At 65.4% G+C, this 18297-nt stretch carries 15 protein-coding genes and 1 tRNA gene; 3 read left to right on the top strand and 13 right to left on the bottom strand.

What is annotated here, in order from left to right:
* Positions 1-9: 9 nt before the first annotated feature.
* From EST26_RS02485 to rpsB, 10 genes are all read right to left on the bottom strand, one after another.
* The gene (locus tag EST26_RS02485; RefSeq protein WP_291065120.1) at positions 10-528 is read right to left on the bottom strand and encodes an OmpH family outer membrane protein; all 519 of its coding nucleotides are present in this window, start codon (positions 526-528) and stop codon (positions 10-12) included.
* On the bottom strand, positions 528-2849 hold the full coding sequence (gene bamA, locus EST26_RS02480; RefSeq protein ID WP_291065118.1) for an outer membrane protein assembly factor BamA: 2322 nt from the start codon (positions 2847-2849) through the stop codon (positions 528-530). Before bamA ends, EST26_RS02485 begins: the two co-directional genes overlap by 1 nt.
* Positions 2850-2860: 11 nt before the next feature.
* The gene (rseP, locus tag EST26_RS02475; protein ID WP_291065116.1) at positions 2861-4225 is read right to left on the bottom strand and encodes an RIP metalloprotease RseP; all 1365 of its coding nucleotides are present in this window, start codon (positions 4223-4225) and stop codon (positions 2861-2863) included.
* An 82-nt stretch (positions 4226-4307) separates the two neighbouring features.
* Positions 4308-5492 (bottom strand): 1-deoxy-D-xylulose-5-phosphate reductoisomerase, encoded by a 1185-nt coding sequence (ispC, locus tag EST26_RS02470; RefSeq protein ID WP_291065114.1) that lies wholly within the window; start codon positions 5490-5492, stop codon positions 4308-4310.
* 4 nt (positions 5493-5496) lie between these two features.
* A complete protein-coding gene (locus tag EST26_RS02465) occupies positions 5497-6330 on the bottom strand; it encodes a phosphatidate cytidylyltransferase (RefSeq protein ID WP_291065112.1) in 834 nt (277 codons plus the stop codon).
* Positions 6323-7090: a polyprenyl diphosphate synthase gene (uppS, locus tag EST26_RS02460; protein ID WP_291065110.1), complete on the bottom strand. Its 768-nt coding sequence runs from the start codon at positions 7088-7090 to the stop codon at positions 6323-6325. Before uppS ends, EST26_RS02465 begins: the two co-directional genes overlap by 8 nt.
* Positions 7091-7133: 43 nt before the next feature.
* Positions 7134-7694 carry a ribosome recycling factor gene (gene frr / locus EST26_RS02455; protein WP_291065108.1) on the bottom strand — a complete coding sequence of 187 codons (561 nt, stop codon included), beginning with the start codon at positions 7692-7694 and terminating at the stop codon, positions 7134-7136.
* A gap of 49 nt (positions 7695-7743) precedes the next feature.
* Positions 7744-8454: a UMP kinase gene (pyrH, locus tag EST26_RS02450; protein WP_291065106.1), complete on the bottom strand. Its 711-nt coding sequence runs from the start codon at positions 8452-8454 to the stop codon at positions 7744-7746.
* A gap of 163 nt (positions 8455-8617) precedes the next feature.
* A complete protein-coding gene (gene tsf, locus EST26_RS02445; protein WP_291065104.1) occupies positions 8618-9535 on the bottom strand; it encodes a translation elongation factor Ts in 918 nt (305 codons plus the stop codon).
* A 120-nt stretch (positions 9536-9655) separates the two neighbouring features.
* Complete coding sequence (rpsB, locus tag EST26_RS02440; protein ID WP_291065102.1) at positions 9656-10411, bottom strand: 30S ribosomal protein S2; 756 nt, start codon at positions 10409-10411, stop codon at positions 9656-9658.
* A gap of 353 nt (positions 10412-10764) precedes the next feature.
* On the opposite strand from rpsB, the gene EST26_RS02435 reads away from it, so the two are divergent.
* Both EST26_RS02435 and EST26_RS02430 read left to right on the top strand, forming a co-directional pair.
* A complete protein-coding gene (locus EST26_RS02435; protein ID WP_291065101.1) occupies positions 10765-12033 on the top strand; it encodes an FAD-dependent oxidoreductase in 1269 nt (422 codons plus the stop codon).
* Between the two features lie 44 nt (positions 12034-12077).
* Positions 12078-13664 (top strand): NAD(P)H-hydrate dehydratase, encoded by a 1587-nt coding sequence (locus EST26_RS02430; protein WP_291065099.1) that lies wholly within the window; start codon positions 12078-12080, stop codon positions 13662-13664.
* A 14-nt stretch (positions 13665-13678) separates the two neighbouring features.
* Here the strand turns inward: EST26_RS02430 and EST26_RS02425 are convergent, their stop codons facing one another.
* Both EST26_RS02425 and rnr read right to left on the bottom strand, forming a co-directional pair.
* Positions 13679-14230, bottom strand: coding sequence for a YggT family protein (locus EST26_RS02425; RefSeq protein WP_291065097.1), 552 nt, complete (start codon positions 14228-14230; stop codon positions 13679-13681).
* A gap of 39 nt (positions 14231-14269) precedes the next feature.
* Positions 14270-16513, bottom strand: a complete 2244-nt coding sequence (rnr, locus tag EST26_RS02420) for a ribonuclease R (RefSeq protein ID WP_291065096.1) — start codon at positions 16511-16513, stop codon at positions 14270-14272.
* A 33-nt stretch (positions 16514-16546) separates the two neighbouring features.
* Between rnr and EST26_RS02415 the strand changes: the two genes are divergently transcribed.
* A tRNA-Leu gene (locus tag EST26_RS02415) sits at positions 16547-16631 on the top strand.
* A gap of 88 nt (positions 16632-16719) precedes the next feature.
* On the opposite strand, the gene rimO is transcribed toward EST26_RS02415, so the two are convergent.
* Complete coding sequence (rimO, locus tag EST26_RS02410; RefSeq protein WP_291065094.1) at positions 16720-18105, bottom strand: 30S ribosomal protein S12 methylthiotransferase RimO; 1386 nt, start codon at positions 18103-18105, stop codon at positions 16720-16722.
* Positions 18106-18297: the final 192 nt, after the last annotated feature.

Below are 18297 nucleotides of genomic sequence, written 5' to 3'. Positions count from 1 at the left end.
ACCTCAATCTCAGCGGGCGTTGTTCAAGCTGTTGAGCACCTTGTCGGTGATGTCGTGCCGCGGGTGGATATAGACCGCCTCCTGAATCACCAAGTCGTATTTCTCGGCCTCGGCAATCTGTCGGATGACCCGGTTGGCGCGCTCCAGCACGGCTTGCAGCTCCTCGTTGCGGCGCAGGTTCAGGTCTTCCTGGAACTCGCGCTGCTTGCGCTGAAAGTCACGGTCTTGTTCGACCAACTGGCGCTGTCTGGCCACGCGCTGCGCCTCTGACAGTGTGGGCAGCTCGCGCTCGAAGCGCTCGGAAGCGGCCCTGAGCTGGACGCCCTGGGCCTGGATTTCGCGCTCGCGGCGCGAGAACTCCTGCTCCAGCTTGGCCTGCGCCGCTTTGGCCAGGTTGGCCTCGCGGAAAATGCGCTCGGTGTTGACAAAGCCGACCCGAAAGTCTTGCGCAACCGCACTGGCAGCCGCCAGACACAGCACCAGGGCAAGGAAAAAGGAACGGCTGAACAAATGGGGCGTGTGCTTCATCAAAACGAGGTTCCGATCTGGAATTGGAATCTCTGGATTTTATCGCCATCGAAGTGGCGCACCGGCGTGGCGTAGGCAAAGCGCAGTGGCCCAATCGGCGAAATCCAGCTCAGGCCGACGCCGACCGAGGCGCGCAGGTCGTTCGCATTCGGGCGCGGGTCGTTGTCGCCAAACACGTTGCCGGCGTCGGCGAAGGCGAACACGCGCAGCGTGCGGTCGGTGCCGGCGCCGGGGAAAGGTGCTATGAATTCGGCGTTCAGCGCCACGCTGCGGCTGCCGCCGATGTTGACCGGCTGCGCCGCCGGCGCGCCGACGATGCCCGAGCGCGGCCCCAGGGTGCCTTGCTGGAAACCCCGCACCGAACCCAGGCCGCCGCCAAAGAAGTTCTTGAACACCGGGAACGGACGCCCGCCCATGCCCCGGCCATAACCCAATTCGGTGTTGAATGCCAGCGTGTACTGCGTACCCAGAGGAATGTATTGCTGGAACTGATAGCTCGCGCGCAGGTAGCGGGTGTCGCCAGCCACACCCAGCTCGGCGTTGACGCGCTGCAGCCGGCCTTCGTTGGGCACCAAGGCGCTGTCGCGGGTGTCGCGCGTCCAGCCCAGGGTCAGGGGAACCGACAGGCTGCTGGCGCCAAAAATGTTGCTGTGCTCCTGATAGGCCAGCGGCAAGCCGGTGCCGGCCTCGATCCGCGTCTGTTCGGCGTTGAGGCCGAAAAAGACCGTGTCGCGCTCGGTGAACGGCACGCCAAAGCGCAGCCCGCCGCCGGCGCGAACCAAGCGGTAGTCGCCGCCTTGGGCGGTGAACGGCGAGCTGGTTCGGTGATAGATGTCCCAGGTGCGCGAAACGCCGTCTGGGGTGAAGTACGGGTTGGTGGTGCTGAGCGAGAACTGGCGGTTGAAATCGCTGGTGTTGAGGTTGAAGCTCAGCGAGTTACCGGTGCCAAACACGTTGTCCTGGTCGATGCCAGCCACCAAAGAAAGGCGCTCGGCCTGGGAAAAACCCGCTCCCAGCGTCAGGCTGCCGGTCGGTTTTTCGACCACCGAGACCAGCAGATCGACCTGATCAGGAGCGCCCGGCACCGGCTGCGTTTCAATGCCGACCTGGGTGAAAAAGCCCAACCGATCGACCCGATTGCGCGACAAGCGGATGCGCTCACCGTCGTACCAGGCGGCTTCGAGCTGGCGAAATTCGCGCCGTATCACCTGGTCGCGGGTGCGGTTGTTGCCTTCGATGTTGATGCGCCGCACATAGACCCGGCGCTGCGGCTGCGCGTTCAGCACAAAGGTGACGCGGTTGTTCACCCGGTCGATCTCGGGCTGCGCCTGAACCTGGGCAAAGGCGTAGCCGAACACGCCGAAATGGTCGGTGAACGCCGCTACAGTTTGCGCCACTTCTTCGGTGTTGAAGGCCTGTCCGACGCGGATCCGAACCAGGGACTCGAACTCAGCCTGGCGCCCCAGGTATTCGCCCTCCAGCCGGACCGCCGAAACCACGAAGCGATTGCCTTCGGTGATGTTGATGGTCAGGGAAATGCTGTCTTTTTCAGGAGAAATCGCCACCTGGGTCGAATCGATGCGAAAGTCGAGGAAGCCGCGCGTGAGGTAGTGCGAACGCAGCCGCTCCAAGTCGGCGCTGAGCTTGGCGCTGGTGTAGCGGTCGGCGCGCGTGTACCAGCTCAACCAGCCGCTGGTGTCCAGGGCAAACAGGCTGCGCAGCGTGGATTCGGAAAAAGCCTGATTGCCGACGATACGAATCTCGCCGATGCGCGCCACGTCACCCTCGGTCACATGAAAATTCAGATTGACCCGGTTGCGCTCGGCCGGCGTCACGGTGGTGAGCACCTGCGCGGCGTACATGCCGCGGTTGATGTACTGGCGCTTGAGCTCTTGCTCGGCGCGGTCGGCCAGCGCCTTGTCAAACGGCCGGCCATCGGCCAGTCCGATGTCGCGCAAGGCGTTCCTGAGCATATCGGCTTCGAATTCGCGCCCACCGGTGAAGCTGATGGCAGCGATGATGGGGCGTTCCTCGACGATCACCACCAGCACGCCGTCTTGCACTTGCAAGCGCACGTCGCTAAACAGCCCCAGACCGAACAGGGATCGAATGGCGGCCGAACCCTGGTCGTCGCTGTAGATGTCACCGACGCGAAACGGCAGGGATGCAAACACGGTTCCCGGCTCGACGCGCTGCAAGCCCTCGACCCGAATGTCGCGCAGGGTGAAAGGCTCGACCGCCCAAGCCGGCAAGGCGCCCAACAAGGAAGCTGCCAGCACAGAAAGCGTCAGGCCACGCAGGCCCGGTTTGGTTTTTTTCATGAAAAAGATGCTCAGCCAGCCAAGCGGGCCACGTCATTGAACAAGGCGATCGCCATCAAAGTAATCAGTATCGCCAGCCCCACACGCTGCAGCCGCTCCATCCACAGATCCGAGACGCTGCGGCCCGTGACCGCTTCGTAAAGATAATACATCAGGTGGCCACCATCGAGCAGCGGCAGCGGTAACAGGTTGAGCACGCCCAGGCTGACGCTGATGAGCGCCAGAAACAACAGATAGGACGACAGGCCCAGACCGGCCGATTGACCGGCGTAGTCGGCAATCGTGATCGGGCCGCTCAGGTTGGCCAGCGAAGCCTGGCCGGTCAGCATGCGCCCAATCATCTTGAGCGTCAGCCAGGACACCTCGGCGGTTTTTTCCACCCCTTGCAGCAGGCCGTCGACCGCCCCGAAGCGCACCGTCACCATCGCGGGGGCGGCACCGATGAAGGCACCGACACGACCGACCCAGACGCCGTCTTGCAACTCGGGCCGCGGCTGCACGCTCAGGCTCAGCAAGTGCCCATCGCGCTCGATATCCCAGCGCTGCGCCAGCGGCTGCCCGGTCGGCCCCACCGCCTGCCGGATCAAAGCGCGCAGATGCTGGCCATCGTTGACCGCTTGGCCGTCCACCCGATGCACCAGATCGCCAGCGCGCAGGCCGGCAGCGGCGGCGGCCCCGTCGGCGCTGACCTCACCCACTTGCGGCGCGCTCCAGGGCGCGACGATGCCCATGCGCTGAAACAACTGGCGATCGATCTCGCGCACGTCGAGCTCGCTCAGCGGCAAGACCAACTCTCGCAACTCGCCGCCCTCTTGCTGAGCCACCCACAGCCGCAGATCGCGGCCGGCCAGCGCCGCTTGAGTGAGCTGCCAGCGCAAGGCCACGAACGATGGCACGGCCTGCGGCTGCTCGTCGGCCAGCGCCACTTGTGCCACCCACTCGCCGCCGCGCAGACCGGCGCGTTCGGCCAGCGATGCCGCCGCCGGACTCGACAACACGGGTTTGGGCTCCTGGATCCCGATCCAATTGACCAGCGCGTACAACAAAACCGCTAGCAACAAGTTGGCGGCCGGGCCGGCAGCGACGATGAGTGCGCGCGCGCGCAGCGGCTGGGTGTTGAAGGCCAGGTGCTTGAGCGCCGGGTCGACCGGGGCCTCGCGCTCGTCGAGCATGCGCACGTAGCCGCCCAGCGGCAAGGCGCAGATGACGAACTCGGTCGGATTGCCTGGGCGTCGCCACGACAGCAGCGGCTTGCCAAAGCCGATGGAAAAGCGCTGCACCCGCACGCCGCAGGCCAGCGCGGCACGGTAATGACCGTATTCGTGCACCGCGATCAACAGCCCCAGGGCCAGCACAAAGGCAAGCAGTGTCAGCATGAGCAACTGTGCGCCTCAGCAGCGCAGAAAGAACCAGCAAGCGGACGCGGCGCCGGCCGAAAAAGAGCCTGGACGCGCGCCATCAAACCGCAAAGCCTTGCACCAGCGACTGCGCCAGCGCGCGTGCCTGCGCATCAATCGCCAGCAAATCCGCCAGCGACCCAGGCTTGGAGGTGTGCAGCGCCGTCATAGTTGCACGGTTGACGGCATGAATCTGGTCAAAGCGCAGGCGCTGCTCCAAAAACGCCTCCACCGCCACTTCGTTGGCGGCGTTGAGTACGGCGGTGCTGCCGCTGGGGCCAGCCAGCGCCTCCCAGGCCAACTGCAGGCCTGGGAAGCGCTGCGCATCGGGTGGCTCGAAGGTCAGCGCCCCCAGGCGGGCAAAGTCGAGTGCGTTGGCACCCGATGCGATGCGCTCGGGCCAAGACAAGCCATAAGCAATCGATACCCGCATGTCGGGTGTGCCCAATTGCGCCAGCACCGACGTGTCGGTGTACTGCACCATGGAGTGAATCACGCTTTGCGGATGAATCACCACCTCGATCTGGTCCGGGCGCAGACCAAACAGGTAGCAGGCCTCGATGACTTCCAGCGCCTTGTTCATCATGGTGGCCGAATCGACCGAGATTTTTCGCCCCATGACCCAGTTCGGGTGCGCGCAGGCCTGCTGCGGCGTGACCTCGGCCAGGGTGCTAGGGTCGCGGCTGCGAAACGGACCGCCCGAGGCCGTGAGAACGATTTTCTGCACCCGCCGCGCCCAGGTGGCCGGGTCTTCGGGCAGCGACTGGAAAATGGCCGAATGTTCGCTGTCGATCGGCAGCAGCGTGGCGCCACCGGCGCGCACCGCGTCCATGAACAGCGCGCCGCCGACCACCAGCGCCTCCTTGTTGGCCAGCAGCAATTTCTTGCCGGCGCGCGCCGCCGCCAGACAAGGCGCCAGGCCGGCCGCGCCGACAATGGCAGCCATGACGGCGTCGACCTCGGGCGCGGCGCTGACATCGCACAAAGCCTGCTCCCCCGCCAACACCTGCACCGGCAGCCCCAGGGCCTGCACGCGCTGGCGCAACTGCTCGGCGTGGGGCGCGCTGGCCATGACCGCCCAGCGCGGCAAGAAACGCCTACACTGGGCCAACAGCAGGTCCACCTGGGTCGCGGCCGTGAGGGCAAAGACGGAAAAACGCTCCGGGTGGCGTGCCATCACGTCCAGTGTGCTGGTGCCGATCGAACCAGTCGAGCCCAGGATGGTGACGAATTGCGCTGTGCTCATGGTCTCAGAGGGTGGCGATCAGCATCGCCAGCGGCAACACCGGCAGCAAGGAATCAAATCGGTCCAGCACTCCGCCGTGGCCGGGCAACAAGCGACTGGAATCTTTTACCCCGGCGCTGCGCTTGACCAGCGACTCCAGCAAATCGCCGACCACGCTCATGCCAAACAAGAACAGCAAGACCAGCACCGCCGGCGCCGGCCCCAGCGCCCACAGGTGCGTGTACAGGCTGCTGCGGTCCCCCAGGCCGGCCACATCGGCCCAGAGCCAGACGGCGGCGAGCAAAAAAACCGCCAGCAAGCCACTGAATACGCCCTCCCAGCTCTTGCCCGGGCTGATGCAAGGGGCCAGCTTGCGCCGACCAAAGGTCTTGCCGCCAGCGAAAGCGGCAATGTCGGCAACCCAGACCAGCGCCAGCACCGAGAGCAAGAAACCGAATCCAAGCTGCTGCGCCTGCACCAGCGCCAGCCAGACCAAGGCCAGCAGGAACAAACCACCCACCAAGCGCGGCAGCAGGGGCCAGACCGCCCAGCCACCCACGCCGCGCCAGAGCATCACCCCGCCCAGCACCAGCCACAGCACGGCGCCCAGCCACCACAGCGGACGCAATGAAGCGCTCAGGCCGCCGAAAAACCAGAACAGCGCCAACAGCAGCACCAGACCCAGGCCCAGACCCGCCGCCGTCGCTGAGCGGCAGCCATTCAGGCGCCCCCACTCCCAGGCAGCCAGCCCGGTCAGCAGCAGCGTGATCCAGCTAAAAATGTAGCTCGACGAATGCAGCAGCGCAGGCAGCACCAGAAGCAGCAGCAGCAAGGCCGTGACGATGCGCCGCTTAAGCATGGACCGACCCGGCCGGAATCGACGGCGCTGCGCCAGCGCACTGCTCGGCGGTCTGACCAAAGCGGCGCTGCCGGCGGGCATAGTCTTGCAGCGCCAGGTCCAGCTCGGCGGCACCGAAGTCGGGCCACAGGCAGTCGGTGAAATACAGCTCGGTGTAGGCCGACTGCCAGAGCAAGAAGTTGCTCAGGCGCTGCTCACCGCCGGTGCGAATGAGCAGGTCGGGGTCGCCCACGTGGGCCAGGGCGCTGGCCTGTGACAGGCTGTGCTCGCTGATCGGCAGACCCTGCTGCACCAGCCATTGAGCGGCCTGCGCAATGTCCCAGCGCCCACCGTAGTTGAAACAGACGTTGAGCGCCAGCCGCCGGCAGCCGGCGGTTTCCTGTTCGGCAGCTTGCAGCTTCTGCACCAGTTGCGGCGACAGCTTGTGGCGTTCACCGACAACGTACAGGCGAACGCCGTTGGCTTTGAGTTCGGACACCTCGCGCCCGAGCGCCAGCAGCAGCAGACTCATCAGGCCGGAGACCTCCTCCTCGGGCCGGCGCCAGTTTTCGGAGGAAAAAGCGAACACGGTGAGCACCGCCACGCCGCGCTCCAGGCAGGCCCGCACCAGCCGGCGCAAACTGGCGACGCCCTCTTTGTGCCCGGCCACGCGCGGCAACCAGCGCTGCTGCGCCCAGCGGCCGTTGCCGTCCATGATGAGCGCCAGGTGCGCGGGCACGCCGGCGGCGGGCGTTTGCAAGGGCAAGAAGGGTTCGCGCATGGTGCACAAGGTTGGCGGCTGCGATGCAAGAGCGGCGAGCGCCTCAAACCGCCATGATGTCGTGCTCTTTCGACGCCACCAGGCGATCGACCTCAACGATCATGCGGTCGGTCAGTTTTTGAATGTCGTCCTGCGAGCGGCGGTCGTCGTCTTCCGAGGCCAGTTTGTCTTTGACCAGCTTTTTCATCGTCTCATTGGCGTCGCGGCGCAGATTTCGGATCGCGATCTTGGCTGCCTCGCCCTCGCCGCGCACCACCTTGCTCAACTCTTTGCGGCGCTCCTCGGTCATGGGCGGCATGGGGACGCGAATCAGGTCGCCCTGGCTCGACGGATTCAGGCCCAGGTCAGACTCACGAATGGCTTTTTCAATCTTCGCTCCCATGCCTTTTTCCCACGGCGCCACGCCAATCGTGCGCGCATCCAGCAGCGACAAATTGGCCACCTGCGACAGCGGCAGCAGGGAGCCGTAGTAGTCCACGTGTACGGTGTCCAGCAGTTGCGGGTTCGGCCGTCCGGTGCGAATCTTGATCAGATTGTTCTTGAACGACTCCACCGACTGCTGCATCTTGCTCTCGGCGGTTTGTCGAATTTCAGCAATGCTCATGAATACTCCTCAGCAACAAGACGTGCGGGCTTGACACAGCCCGGCGGTATCACACGTGAACCAGGGTGCCTTCGTCGCCGCCCAGCACCACCTGGAGCAGCGCACCCGGCTTGACGATGGAAAACACCTTCACCGGCAGCTTCTGGTCGCGGCACAGGGCGAACGCAGTGGCGTCCATCACCTGCAGGTTTTTTGCCATCGCTTCGTCGAAGCTGATGCTGGTGTAGCGGGTGGCATCAGCCACCTTGTTCGGATCGGCGCTGTAGACGCCGTCGACCTTGGTCGCCTTGAGAACGATCTCGGCGCCGATTTCCGCTCCGCGCAGCGCGGCGGCGGTGTCGGTGGTGAAAAACGGGTTACCGGTGCCAGCGGCAAATACCACCACCTTGCCTTCTTCCAGATACTGCAAGGCCTTGGGTCGCACGTAGGGCTCGACCACCTGCTCGATCGAGATGGCCGACATCACGCGCGCAATTGCGCCGGCCTTGCTCAGCGCATCGGCCAGCGCAAGCGAATTCATGACGGTGGCAAGCATACCCATGTAGTCGGCGGTGGCGCGCTCCATGCCGACCGCGCCGCCGGCCACGCCACGAAAAATGTTCCCCCCCCCGATCACGATCGCCACCTGCACCCCCAGGCGCGTGACCTCGGCGATTTCTTCCACCATGCGAACGATGGTGGCCCGGTTGATGCCGTAGGCATCATCTCCCATCAGGGCTTCGCCGGACAGTTTGAGCAAAATGCGTTTGTAGGCTGGCATGGGGCGCTTTCTGTGCGGAAAAACAAAATTTCCCAGGAGTCTGTCGGCGAGTGTAGCGATGCCAGTCCTTGCAGCGCCGGCTGGAGCACCCCGCGTGGCCCACAGCCACACAAGCGCACGGGCCTTGCGGCCCGTGCTCTGAGTCAGGGTAAATGCCCAGGCATCAAGCGCCCTGGGCAGCAGCCACCTGTGCGGCCACTTCGGCCGCAAAGTCGTCCACTTTCTTCTCTATGCCCTCACCCACCACATAAAGCGTGAAGCCTTTGACGCTGGTGGCGCTGGCCTTGAGCATCTGCTCGACGGTCTGTTTGTCGTTCTTGACAAAAGCCTGGTTGAACAGCGACACCTCTTTCAGGTACTTTTGCACCCCGCCTTCGATGCGCTTGGCGACGATTTCGGCCGACTGCACCGATTTTCCAGCGGCTTCGGCAAGCTTGCGATCTTCCTCGGCCTTGGCGCTGGCAACCGAACGCTCTTTTTCGATCAATGCTTGCGGCACTTCGGCGCTGGTCAGCGCCACTGGCTTCATGGCAGCAATGTGCATCGCCGTGTCTTTGGCTGCGACCTCATTGCCGGTGTATTCAACCAGCACACCGATACGGGTGCCGTGCAGGTAGCCCGCGACCTGGCTCGTGCCGTCGCAGCGCTTGAAACGGCGAAAACTCATGTTTTCACCGATCTTGCCAATCAAGCCCTTGCGCACATCTTCCAACGTGGGGCCAAAGCCGTCCTGGCTGTGCGCCAGCGCACCCAGGGCGCTCAAGTCGGCCGGGTTGTGACGCGCCACCAGCACAGCGGCGGCCTGGGCCAGCGCCAGGAAGCTGTCGTTCTTGGTGACAAAGTCAGTTTCGCAGTTGACTTCTACCATGGCCGCGCCACCCGCTTCGATACAACTGGCGATCACGCCTTCGGCGGTGACGCGGCCAGCGGCCTTGCCGGCCTTGGTGCCGAGCTTGACGCGCAGCAACTCCTCGGCCTTGACCATGTCGCCAGCGGCCTCGGTCAGAGCCTTCTTGCACTCCATCATGGGGGCGTCGGTCTTGGCGCGCAGTTCGCCCACCATGCTTGCGGTAATAGTCATTTACAGTTCTCCATGAACCGCTGCAGCCCACAGCGGGCTGCGCGAACGGGTCAACGATGCAATAGGGTTATGAAAAATGGCTTGGCACAGCCCCGCCTTGGCGGGCTGCGCCGCCGCAGTTCAGGCGGCAGCGCTTTCCTGCACCTCGACAAACTCGTCGCTGCTTTCGAGCGCCACCGCCTTGACCCCTTCGCGGCTGGCGTTGTCGCGTCCTTCGATGATCGCGTCCGCGATGCCGCGGGCGTACAGCGCCACGGCACGGGCGGAGTCGTCATTGCCCGGGATGACGTGGTCGATGCCGATCGGCGAGTGGTTGGTGTCAACCACGCCAACCAGCGGAATACCGAGCTTTTGCGCTTCGAGCACAGCGATTTTGTGGAAGCCGACGTCGATCACGAAGATGGCGTCGGGCAAGGCGCCCATATCCTGAATGCCGCCAATGTCTTTCTCCAGCTTTTGCATCTCGCGCATGAAGGTCAGCTGTTCTTTCTTCGTCAGGGCGTCGAGCCCGGCTTCTTTTTGCGCCTGCATGTCTTTGAGGCGCTTGATCGAGGTTTTGACGGTTTTGAAGTTGGTCAGCATGCCGCCGAGCCAGCGCTGGTCCACAAAGGGCACACCGGCACGGCGCGCTTCCTGGGCCACGATCTCGCGCGACTGGCGCTTGGTGCCGACCATCAGCACGGTGCCGCGGTTAGCGGTCAACTGGCGCACAAACTTGGCCGCATCTTCGAACAGCGGCAAGGTCTTTTCGAGGTTGACGATGTGGATTTTGTTGCGGTGACCAAAGATGTACGGCGCCATCTTGGGGTTCCAGAAGCGGGTTTGGTGACCAAAATGGACACCGGCTTCCAGCATTTCGCGCATGGAGATAGACATGAGATTTCTTTCCAGAGGTTGAGACTAAAATCCGACCCCGATCACCCGAATGACGCAGCGCAAGAACTGCGACTCGATCCAGGCAACACCCGGTTGGGCCGGTTTGCGATTGAGGATGCCCTCGACTCTGCCAAGCCTGATCCGGGCGTGAACCCAAATCCGTCTGAAGCAAAGCCTGTCGATTATAGCTGCCAGACTGTCACCCGACGGTATGCGACGGACGCAGATTGCCGCCAGCGCCCGCCACCCACTCCCAACCACCCCTTCATGCAACACCTTGTGCAGCGCGCCGAATCCGACCCGTTCAAGACCACGCCAGCCCCGCGGCTGCGCCTCGGCGCAGCGTCTTCGCCATGAAGCTGGCTGTCATCGGCGCCGGCATCGTCGGCATCACCAGCGCTTACGAGCTCACGCTCGATGGCCACGAAGTGACGGTCTTCGAGCGCCGCCAGACCGCCGCCGAAGAAGCCAGTTTTGCCTGCGGCGGCCTGATCGCTGCCGGCTGGAGCGTGCCGCTGCACAGCCCGGATCGGGGGTTGCGTCAACTGCTGCCCGGCCCACACAGCGCTGCGGCGCTGCGCCTGGTCGGCCTGCCGCGCGCCAGCCAGTGGCAGTGGTTGCGCCAGTGCTTGCGCGCCAGCACATCGGGCGCGCACCGCGCTGCAGCGGCGCAGTTGCACCTGCTGACGCGCTACAGCCAGCAGCGGTTGGACGCCTTGAGCAGCAGCTTGCAGTTGACCCACGACCGCGCCCAGGGACTGCTGGTGCTCTGGCGCAGCGAAGCAAATCAGGCTCAGGCCCACAGTGCGCTGGCGTGGCTGCGCGAGCAGGACTGGCCACACCAGATGTTGTCGCGCGCGCAGGCGCACCAGGTCGAGCCGGCCCTGAATGCCCATACCCCCTTGCATGCAGCGCTCTGGCTGCCCGAGGCGACAGCGGTGAACTGCCGTCAATTCGCCCTGCTGCTCAAAGCGCAGGCGCAGCAACGCGGTTGCCGCTTCGAATTTGCCCACACGGTCGAGCGCCTCAGCACAGCGGGCGGCGTGACGCTGACCCACTGCCAAGCGGGGCAGGATGCGCGCCACGAGTCGCGCTTTGACGCGGTGGTGGTTTGCGCCGGAGCCACCAGCGCGGCGCTGCTGCGCCCCTTGGGTTTGCATCTGCCGCTGCAAGCGGTTTATGGACATTCGATCAGCGCAGCGCTGCGCGAACCGCTGGACGCACCGGCCGCAGCGGTGCTGGATGCACACCAGCAGGTGTCTATCACGCGCCTGGGCCAGCGCATCCGCGTGGCTGGCGGCCTGCAATTCGGCGGCGCCCCTGCACGCGAGTCGGCCGCCGAGCTGCGCCGTCTGCACCAGGTCTTGTCGGACTGGTTTCCCGGCGCGGCCCGATTCGGTGGCGGCGGCGTGCAAGAATGGCAGGGTGCGCAGGCTTTTCTGCCTGATGCCGGCTTGCTGCTGGGCCAATCCCGGCTGCCCGCCGTCTGGTTCAACCTGGGCCACGGCGGCAGCGGCTGGGCACTGGCCTGCGGCTGTGCCCGCGCCCTGGCCGACCAGATGCAAGGCCGCGTCACCGATCTGGACCTGGCCGGCTTTGCCCCGCAGCGGCTCGGACTCTGAACCCGAATCTGAACCAGCTCAGACATTCGACACCGCTAGCGCAGATGTACCGAATCGACTCGACCCAGACCCACCCGCTCTACCGCGTCGCGGCCACGCGCGCCATCGAGCAAGCCGCGGCGGTCGGTCTGCCGCCGCACACGCTGATGGCGCGCGCCGGTTGGGCCGTTGCGTGTCTGGCGCGGGCGCTGGCGCCGCACGCGCGGCGCATCTGGATCGCCTGCGGCAGCGGCAACAACGGCGGTGACGGCTTGGTGGCGGCGACCCATTTGCACCAGTGGGCACAGACGCAGGCCGGCGGGCCCGAGGTGCTGGTCACGCACACCTTGCAGCACGGCCCGCAGACCGCGCCAGCGCCACCCGACGCGCGCTGGGCGCTGGCGGCAGCCCAACAGGCCGGCGTGCGCTTTGCCGAACAAGCGCCCGAACAGTTTGACCTGGCGATCGACGCTTTGCTCGGCATTGGCGCGCGCGCGTCGCCGCAGGGTGTGCTGGCGCAATGGCTGGCGCTGCTGCGGCACAGCAGCGCCCCGCTGCTGTGCGTAGACCTGCCCAGCGCGCTGGACGCCGACACCGGCGTGCTGGCCGGCTGGCCGCACACCACCGGCGAGCGCGCACCCAGCGGACCGCGCCACACCCTGGCGTTGCTGACGCTCAAGCCCGGCCTGTTCACCGCCGACGGCCGCGACGCGGCCGGTCAGGTCTGGTTCGATCCGCTACAAACTGCCGCCGCCCAACTGCCGCCGCCCTGCGCCTGGCTGGCCGGCCGCACCGATGGCGGCGCCGATCGGACTGGCCGCCTCCACATCAGTCACAAGGGCAGCCAGGGCGATGTGCTGGTGCTGGGCGGACAAGACATGCGGGTCGACGGCGCCGGCATGACCGGTGCGGCCCTGCTGGCGGCCCGCGCCGCCCTGCACGCCGGTGCCGGGCGCGTGTTCGTCGGCCTGCTGGGCGCACCAAGTGACGCTCCCGCGCTGCACTGGGACCCCATCTGCCCGGAATTGATGCTGCGTACACCAGCGGCGCTGCTCGACAGCGCCTTGTTGTCCAGCGCGGCGCTCGTCTGCGGCTGTGGAGGCGGCGCATCGGTGGCGGCCGTGCTGGCGCGCGTGCTGGCGTGCGCGCCCCGCCTGGTGCTCGATGCCGATGCGCTAAATGCAGTGGCGCACGAGCGTCCCTTGCAAACCCTGTTGCAGCAACGCGGCGCGCGCGGCTGGATCACGGTGCTGACGCCGCACGCGCAGGAAGCGGCGCGGCTGCTGGGCAGCAGCGCAGCGGCGGTGATGGCCGACCGCCTGCTGGCCGCGCACACCCTGGCCGAACGCTACGCCGCCCTGTGCGTGCTCAAGGGTTCGGGCACCCTGATCGTCGCGCCGGGCCAGACGGCACTGATCAACCCGAGCGGCAACGCAGCGCTGGCCAGCGCCGGCACCGGCGACGTGCTGGCCGGCCTGATCGGCGGCGCGCTGGCCCCACTGGGCGGCGCAACGATGGCGCAGGCACTGCCTCGGGTGGCGCAGGCGGTGTTCCAGCACGGCTGGCTGGCCGACCAGTGGGGCGTCGGCTTGCCGCCTCTGGGCACCCTGAGCGCGAGCCGACTGGCCGCGCAGGTGCGGCCGCTGGCCTGAGAGCTTGAGAGCGTTCAGCCCAGCAGCATGAGACCGACTTGCAGCAAGATGATGAGCAGCAGCACAGACAGATCGACGCCACCGATCAGGGGCACAATGCGGCGCACCGGGCGCAACAGCGGGCCGCACAGGCGCTCGAGCAGGGCCAGCACGGGTGCCTGCGGCTGCACCCAGGACAGCACGGCGTAAACCAGCAGCAACACCATCAAGCCTTGCAGCACGGTGCGCGCGAGCATCTGCAAGGCCAGCGCCACGACCGCCAGCAAGGACGCCGCCGGGGCAGGATCGACCGGTACCAGCCAGCCGGCCAGCAGCAGCTCGCAGCCGGCGTGGACCAGCGCCAGCAGCACGGCAGCCAGCAGGCTGCCCCAGTCAATGCGATTTTGCAGCAGGCGGCCCGGCAGGGTGCGACGCAGCGGCCGCACCAGCCAGTCGGTCAGCGCCAACACCAGCCGTCCGGGCTGAACCGTCATCTGGACGCGCTGCTGATTCATCCAGGCACGCAACAGGCACGCCGCCAGCAAGAAGAAAAACAAGGTGTCGAGCAGAAAAAATACGACGCTCATGGGATCAATGGCGGTGGGTTGGAAGCCGGCGGTGGCAGCTCAGGGCCGATTCGGGCGCGATTTTCCCCCAGCGCTGCGCGCGCCCGCTGGAGCTGGAAACTTTTTCTGCCGCGCCGTTTGGGGCGTGGCTGCGGCTGGCTTGGGCGACCCGCGGCGCGGCTTGCCGCTGCGAGCGTCGGGCTCGGGCGGGTCTTCATCCTGCCCGGACTTGTCACGCAGGGCGCGCAGCAGCACATCGTCTTGCGGCGTGACCAGGCGAAAGTCGATCCGCCGACCGTCCAGATCGACCCGGCTCACCTGCACCCGCACCCGGCTGCCGAGTGCATAGCGGATGCCGGTGCGCTCACCGCGCAGTTCCTGACGCGCCTCGTCAAAGCGAAAATACTCACCACCGAGTTCGGTGATGTGTACCAGACCTTCGACATACATGGCCTCCAACGTCACGAACAGGCCAAAACCGGTGACCGAGCTGACCACGCCGCTGAATTCCTCGCCCAGGTGTTCGCGCATGTATTTGCACTTGAGCCAGGCTTCGACGTCGCGGCTGGCCTCGTCGGCGCGGCGCTCGTTGGCGCTGCAATGCAAACCCGCCGCCTGCCAGGCCAGGCTGTCGACCGAGGCTTTCTTGACCGGCTCGGCCGCCCCCGTGCGGCTGCGTCCGGCCAGCCGCTTGCTCAGCTTGGCCTGCGCCTCGCCCGGCGTTGGCAGCACCGGCAACTGATAGCGCTGACCCGCCAGAATGGCCTTGATGACGCGGTGTACCAGCAAGTCGGGGTAGCGCCTGATCGGGCTGGTGAAATGCGTGTAAGCCTCGAAGGCCAGCCCGAAGTGGCCTTCGTTGTGGGGCGTGTAGATCGCCTGCTGCATCGAACGCAGCAGCATGGTGTGAATCTGCTGCGCTTCGGGGCGATCCTTGGTGGCGTTGGCTATCTGCTGAAACTCGATCGGCTGCGGGTTGTCGCTGATGGTCTGCCCCACCCCCATGGCCTTGAGGTATTGGCGCAGGGTTTCCTGCTTCTCGGGCGTCGGGCCTTCATGCACACGAAACAGTCCGATGTGCTTGCTGGTGCTGATGAAGTGGGCCGAGCAGACATTGGCCGCCAGCATGGCTTCTTCGATCAGCTTGTGTGCTTCGTTGCGGCTGCGCGGAACGATCTTTTCGATTCGGCCCGCGTCGTCACACACGATCTGCGTCTCCACCGTCTCGAAGTCCACCGCGCCGCGCAACTGTCGTGCGCCCAGCAAGGCGCGGTAGACCTCGTGCAAATGCAACAAAGCGGGCAGCAAGGCGCTGCGCTGGGCGGCTTCTGGCCCGCGGGTGTTTTGCAGCAGCGCCGCCACCTCGGTGTAGGTCAGGCGGGCGTGACTGAACATCAGCGCCGGGTAGAACTGATAAGCGTGTACCTCACCTTTGGCGTTGACCAGCATGTCGCACACCATGCACAGGCGCTCGACGTCCGGGTTGAGCGAGCACAGGCCGTTGGAGAGCTTCTCCGGCAACATGGGAATGACGCGGCGCGGAAAATAGACCGAGGTGGCGCGATCGTAGGCGTCGATGTCGATCGCCGAGCCGGTCTGCACGTAGTGACTGACGTCGGCAATCGCAACCAGCAAGCGCCAGCCCTTGCCGCGGCCGACCTTGGCCGGTTCGCAGTAAACCGCATCGTCGAAGTCGCGCGCGTCCTCGCCGTCTATCGTCACCAGCGGCACATCGCGCAGGTCGATTCGCTGGACGCGATCAGCGGCACGCACCTGCCCTGGCAACAATCGCGCCTGCGCCAGAGCGGCGTCGGAGAATTCATGCGGCACGCCGTATTTGCGCACCGCGATCTCGATCTCCATGCCGGGGTCGTCCACCTCACCCAGCACCTCCTTGACGCGGCCAACCGGCTGACCGTACAGCGCAGGCGGCTCGGTCAGCTCGACCACCACCACCTGCCCGGTGCGCGCTGCGCCAGTGGCAGCTCTGGGAATCAGAACGTCCTGGCCATAGCGCTTGTCTTCCGGCGCCACCAGCCAGACGCCACCTTCGTTGAGCAGCCGACCGATGATGGGCGCACGGGAGCGCTCGATGATCTCGGTGACGCGCCCTTCAGGCCGGCCCTTGCGGTCTAGCCGCACGACGCGGGCTTTCACCCGGTCTCTGTGCAACACCGCCCGCATTTCGTTAGACGGCAGATAAATATCGGCCTGGCCATCGTCGCGGATGACAAAACCATGTCCGTCGCGGTGACCCGAGACAACGCCTTCATATTCGGCCAACAGGCTGTTTTTTTCGCTCAATTTTTTCTGCTATGATCGCGCCTTTCCTGAGATGCCCAGGTGGCGGAATTGGTAGACGCACTAGTTTCAGGTACTAGCGCCGAAAGGCGTGGAGGTTCGAGTCCTCTCTTGGGCACCAATCATAAAGGCTTGCAAACCCAGCGTTTGCAGGTCTTTTTTTTGGCTGCGAGCAGCCGCACAAAACCCGGCCGATGCCGCAGCGGCGCTCAAAACGGCTCCGCCACCAGGTCGTGGCCTTGCGCCGCAACGACGCGTGCGCGCGTGAATTCGCCCACCCTGAGGGTTTTGCTGATTTTCTGCGGCGGCAACAAACGCACCAGTCCGTCGATTTGCGGCGCGTCGGCGAAGCTGCGCCCCACCCCGCCCTTCTTGCCCAGACCCGGTGCGGCATCCACCAGCACCTGCAAGATTGAACCCACGCGCTGGCGCAATTTTTCCACCGACACCGCTTCGGCCACCGCCATGAAGGCCGCCCGGCGTTGCTCGCGCAGCTCGGTCGGCAGGGCGCCGGGCAAGGCGTTGGCGCTCGCTCCCTGCACCGGCGAATAGGCGAAACAACCCGCGCGGTCGATCCGGGCCTGGCGAACGAAATCGAGCAAATGGGCAAACTCGGCCTCGGTCTCGCCCGGAAAACCAGCGATGAAGCTGCTGCGCAGCACGATTTGCGGGCAGAGTTCACGCCAGCGCGCAATGCGCTCCAAATTCTTCTCCCCGCTGGCCGGACGCTTCATGCGCTTGAGCACGTCAGGGTGGCTGTGCTGCAAGGGAACGTCCAGATAGGGCAGGCACAGGCCCTCGTTCATCAGCGGGATGATTTCATCGACGTGCGGGTACGGATAGACGTAATGCAGCCGCAGCCAGGCACCGTGTTGTTTGGCCAGGGTGCCGAGCGAGCGCACCAAGTCAAACAAGCGCGTCTTGACCGGCTTGCCGTCCCAAAAGCCGGTGCGGTACTGCACGTCAAGCCCGTAGGCCGAGGTGTCCTGACTCACCACCAGCAGCTCTTTGACGCCAGCCTCAAACAACTTGCGCGCCTCGGTCAGCACCTCGCCAATCGGGCGGCTGACCAGGTCGCCGCGCAGCGAGGGAATGATGCAAAAGCTGCAGCGGTGCTTGCAGCCTTCGCTGATTTTCAGATAAGCGTAGTGGCGCGGCGTGAGCTTGATGCCCTGCGGCGGCAGCAGGTCAATAAAAGGTTCGTGCGGTTTGGGCAGGTGCTGGTGCACCGCCGCCATCACCTCGTGCGTGGCGTGCGGGCCGGTGACAGCCAGCACGCTCGGGTGCATTTGGCGCACCAGGTTGGCGCCGTCAGCGGCCTGACGCGCCCCCAGACAACCGGTCACGATGACCTTGCCGTTTTCGGCCAAAGCCTCGCCAATCGTGTCCAGGCTCTCGCGCACCGCGTCGTCGATGAAGCCACAGGTGTTGACGATCACCAGGTCGGCGCCGGCAAAAGTTTTCGAGGTTTGGTAGCCCTCGGCACTGAGTTGGGTCAGAATGAGTTCGGAGTCGGTCAGCGCCTTTGGGCAGCCCAGGCTTACAAAGCCGACCTTGGGTGCAACAGCACCCGGCGTGGCAGGGATTTCGGTCATACGCGCGATTGTCTCAGACTGACGGCTTGCCGGCCTTGAGGATGCAGTGGCGGGGCAGTTTTGTCCCGACGTCGCGAAGCCCATGGCCTGTGCCATGGGCACTGATGAGGGGCAACAATGACCGCCCATGCGCCGCCAGCACCCCAACAGCGCCGCAGCTGCGTCTCATGGACAATCTCGGTTCAATGCTGG

It is taken from the genome of Hydrogenophaga sp. (assembly GCF_014773545.1).
In the GTDB taxonomy this organism is placed as follows: Bacteria; Pseudomonadota; Gammaproteobacteria; order Burkholderiales; family Burkholderiaceae_C; genus Hydrogenophaga.
The sequence above is the reverse complement of the archived record's forward strand: the minus strand, read 5'-3'. Positions and strand labels throughout refer to the sequence as shown.

Bases quoted from the DNA above. Each gene is read 5' to 3' on its own strand.
- EST26_RS02485 (WP_291065120.1), bottom strand. From the start codon at position 528: ATGAAGCACACGCCCCATTTGTTCAGCCGTTCCTTTTTCCTTGCCCTG.
- bamA (WP_291065118.1), bottom strand. From the start codon at position 2,849: ATGAAAAAAACCAAACCGGGCCTGCGTGGCCTGACGCTTTCTGTGCTG.
- rseP (WP_291065116.1), bottom strand. From the start codon at position 4,225: ATGCTGACACTGCTTGCCTTTGTGCTGGCCCTGGGGCTGTTGATCGCG.
- ispC (WP_291065114.1), bottom strand. From the start codon at position 5,492: ATGAGCACAGCGCAATTCGTCACCATCCTGGGCTCGACTGGTTCGATC.
- EST26_RS02465 (WP_291065112.1), bottom strand. From the start codon at position 6,330: ATGCTTAAGCGGCGCATCGTCACGGCCTTGCTGCTGCTGCTTCTGGTG.
- uppS (WP_291065110.1), bottom strand. From the start codon at position 7,090: ATGCGCGAACCCTTCTTGCCCTTGCAAACGCCCGCCGCCGGCGTGCCC.
- frr (WP_291065108.1), bottom strand. From the start codon at position 7,694: ATGAGCATTGCTGAAATTCGACAAACCGCCGAGAGCAAGATGCAGCAG.
- pyrH (WP_291065106.1), bottom strand. From the start codon at position 8,454: ATGCCAGCCTACAAACGCATTTTGCTCAAACTGTCCGGCGAAGCCCTG.
- tsf (WP_291065104.1), bottom strand. From the start codon at position 9,535: ATGACTATTACCGCAAGCATGGTGGGCGAACTGCGCGCCAAGACCGAC.
- rpsB (WP_291065102.1), bottom strand. From the start codon at position 10,411: ATGTCTATCTCCATGCGCGAAATGCTGGAAGCCGGTGTCCATTTTGGT.
- EST26_RS02435 (WP_291065101.1), top strand. From the start codon at position 10,765: ATGAAGCTGGCTGTCATCGGCGCCGGCATCGTCGGCATCACCAGCGCT.
- EST26_RS02430 (WP_291065099.1), top strand. From the start codon at position 12,078: ATGTACCGAATCGACTCGACCCAGACCCACCCGCTCTACCGCGTCGCG.
- EST26_RS02425 (WP_291065097.1), bottom strand. From the start codon at position 14,230: ATGAGCGTCGTATTTTTTCTGCTCGACACCTTGTTTTTCTTCTTGCTG.
- rimO (WP_291065094.1), bottom strand. From the start codon at position 18,105: ATGACCGAAATCCCTGCCACGCCGGGTGCTGTTGCACCCAAGGTCGGC.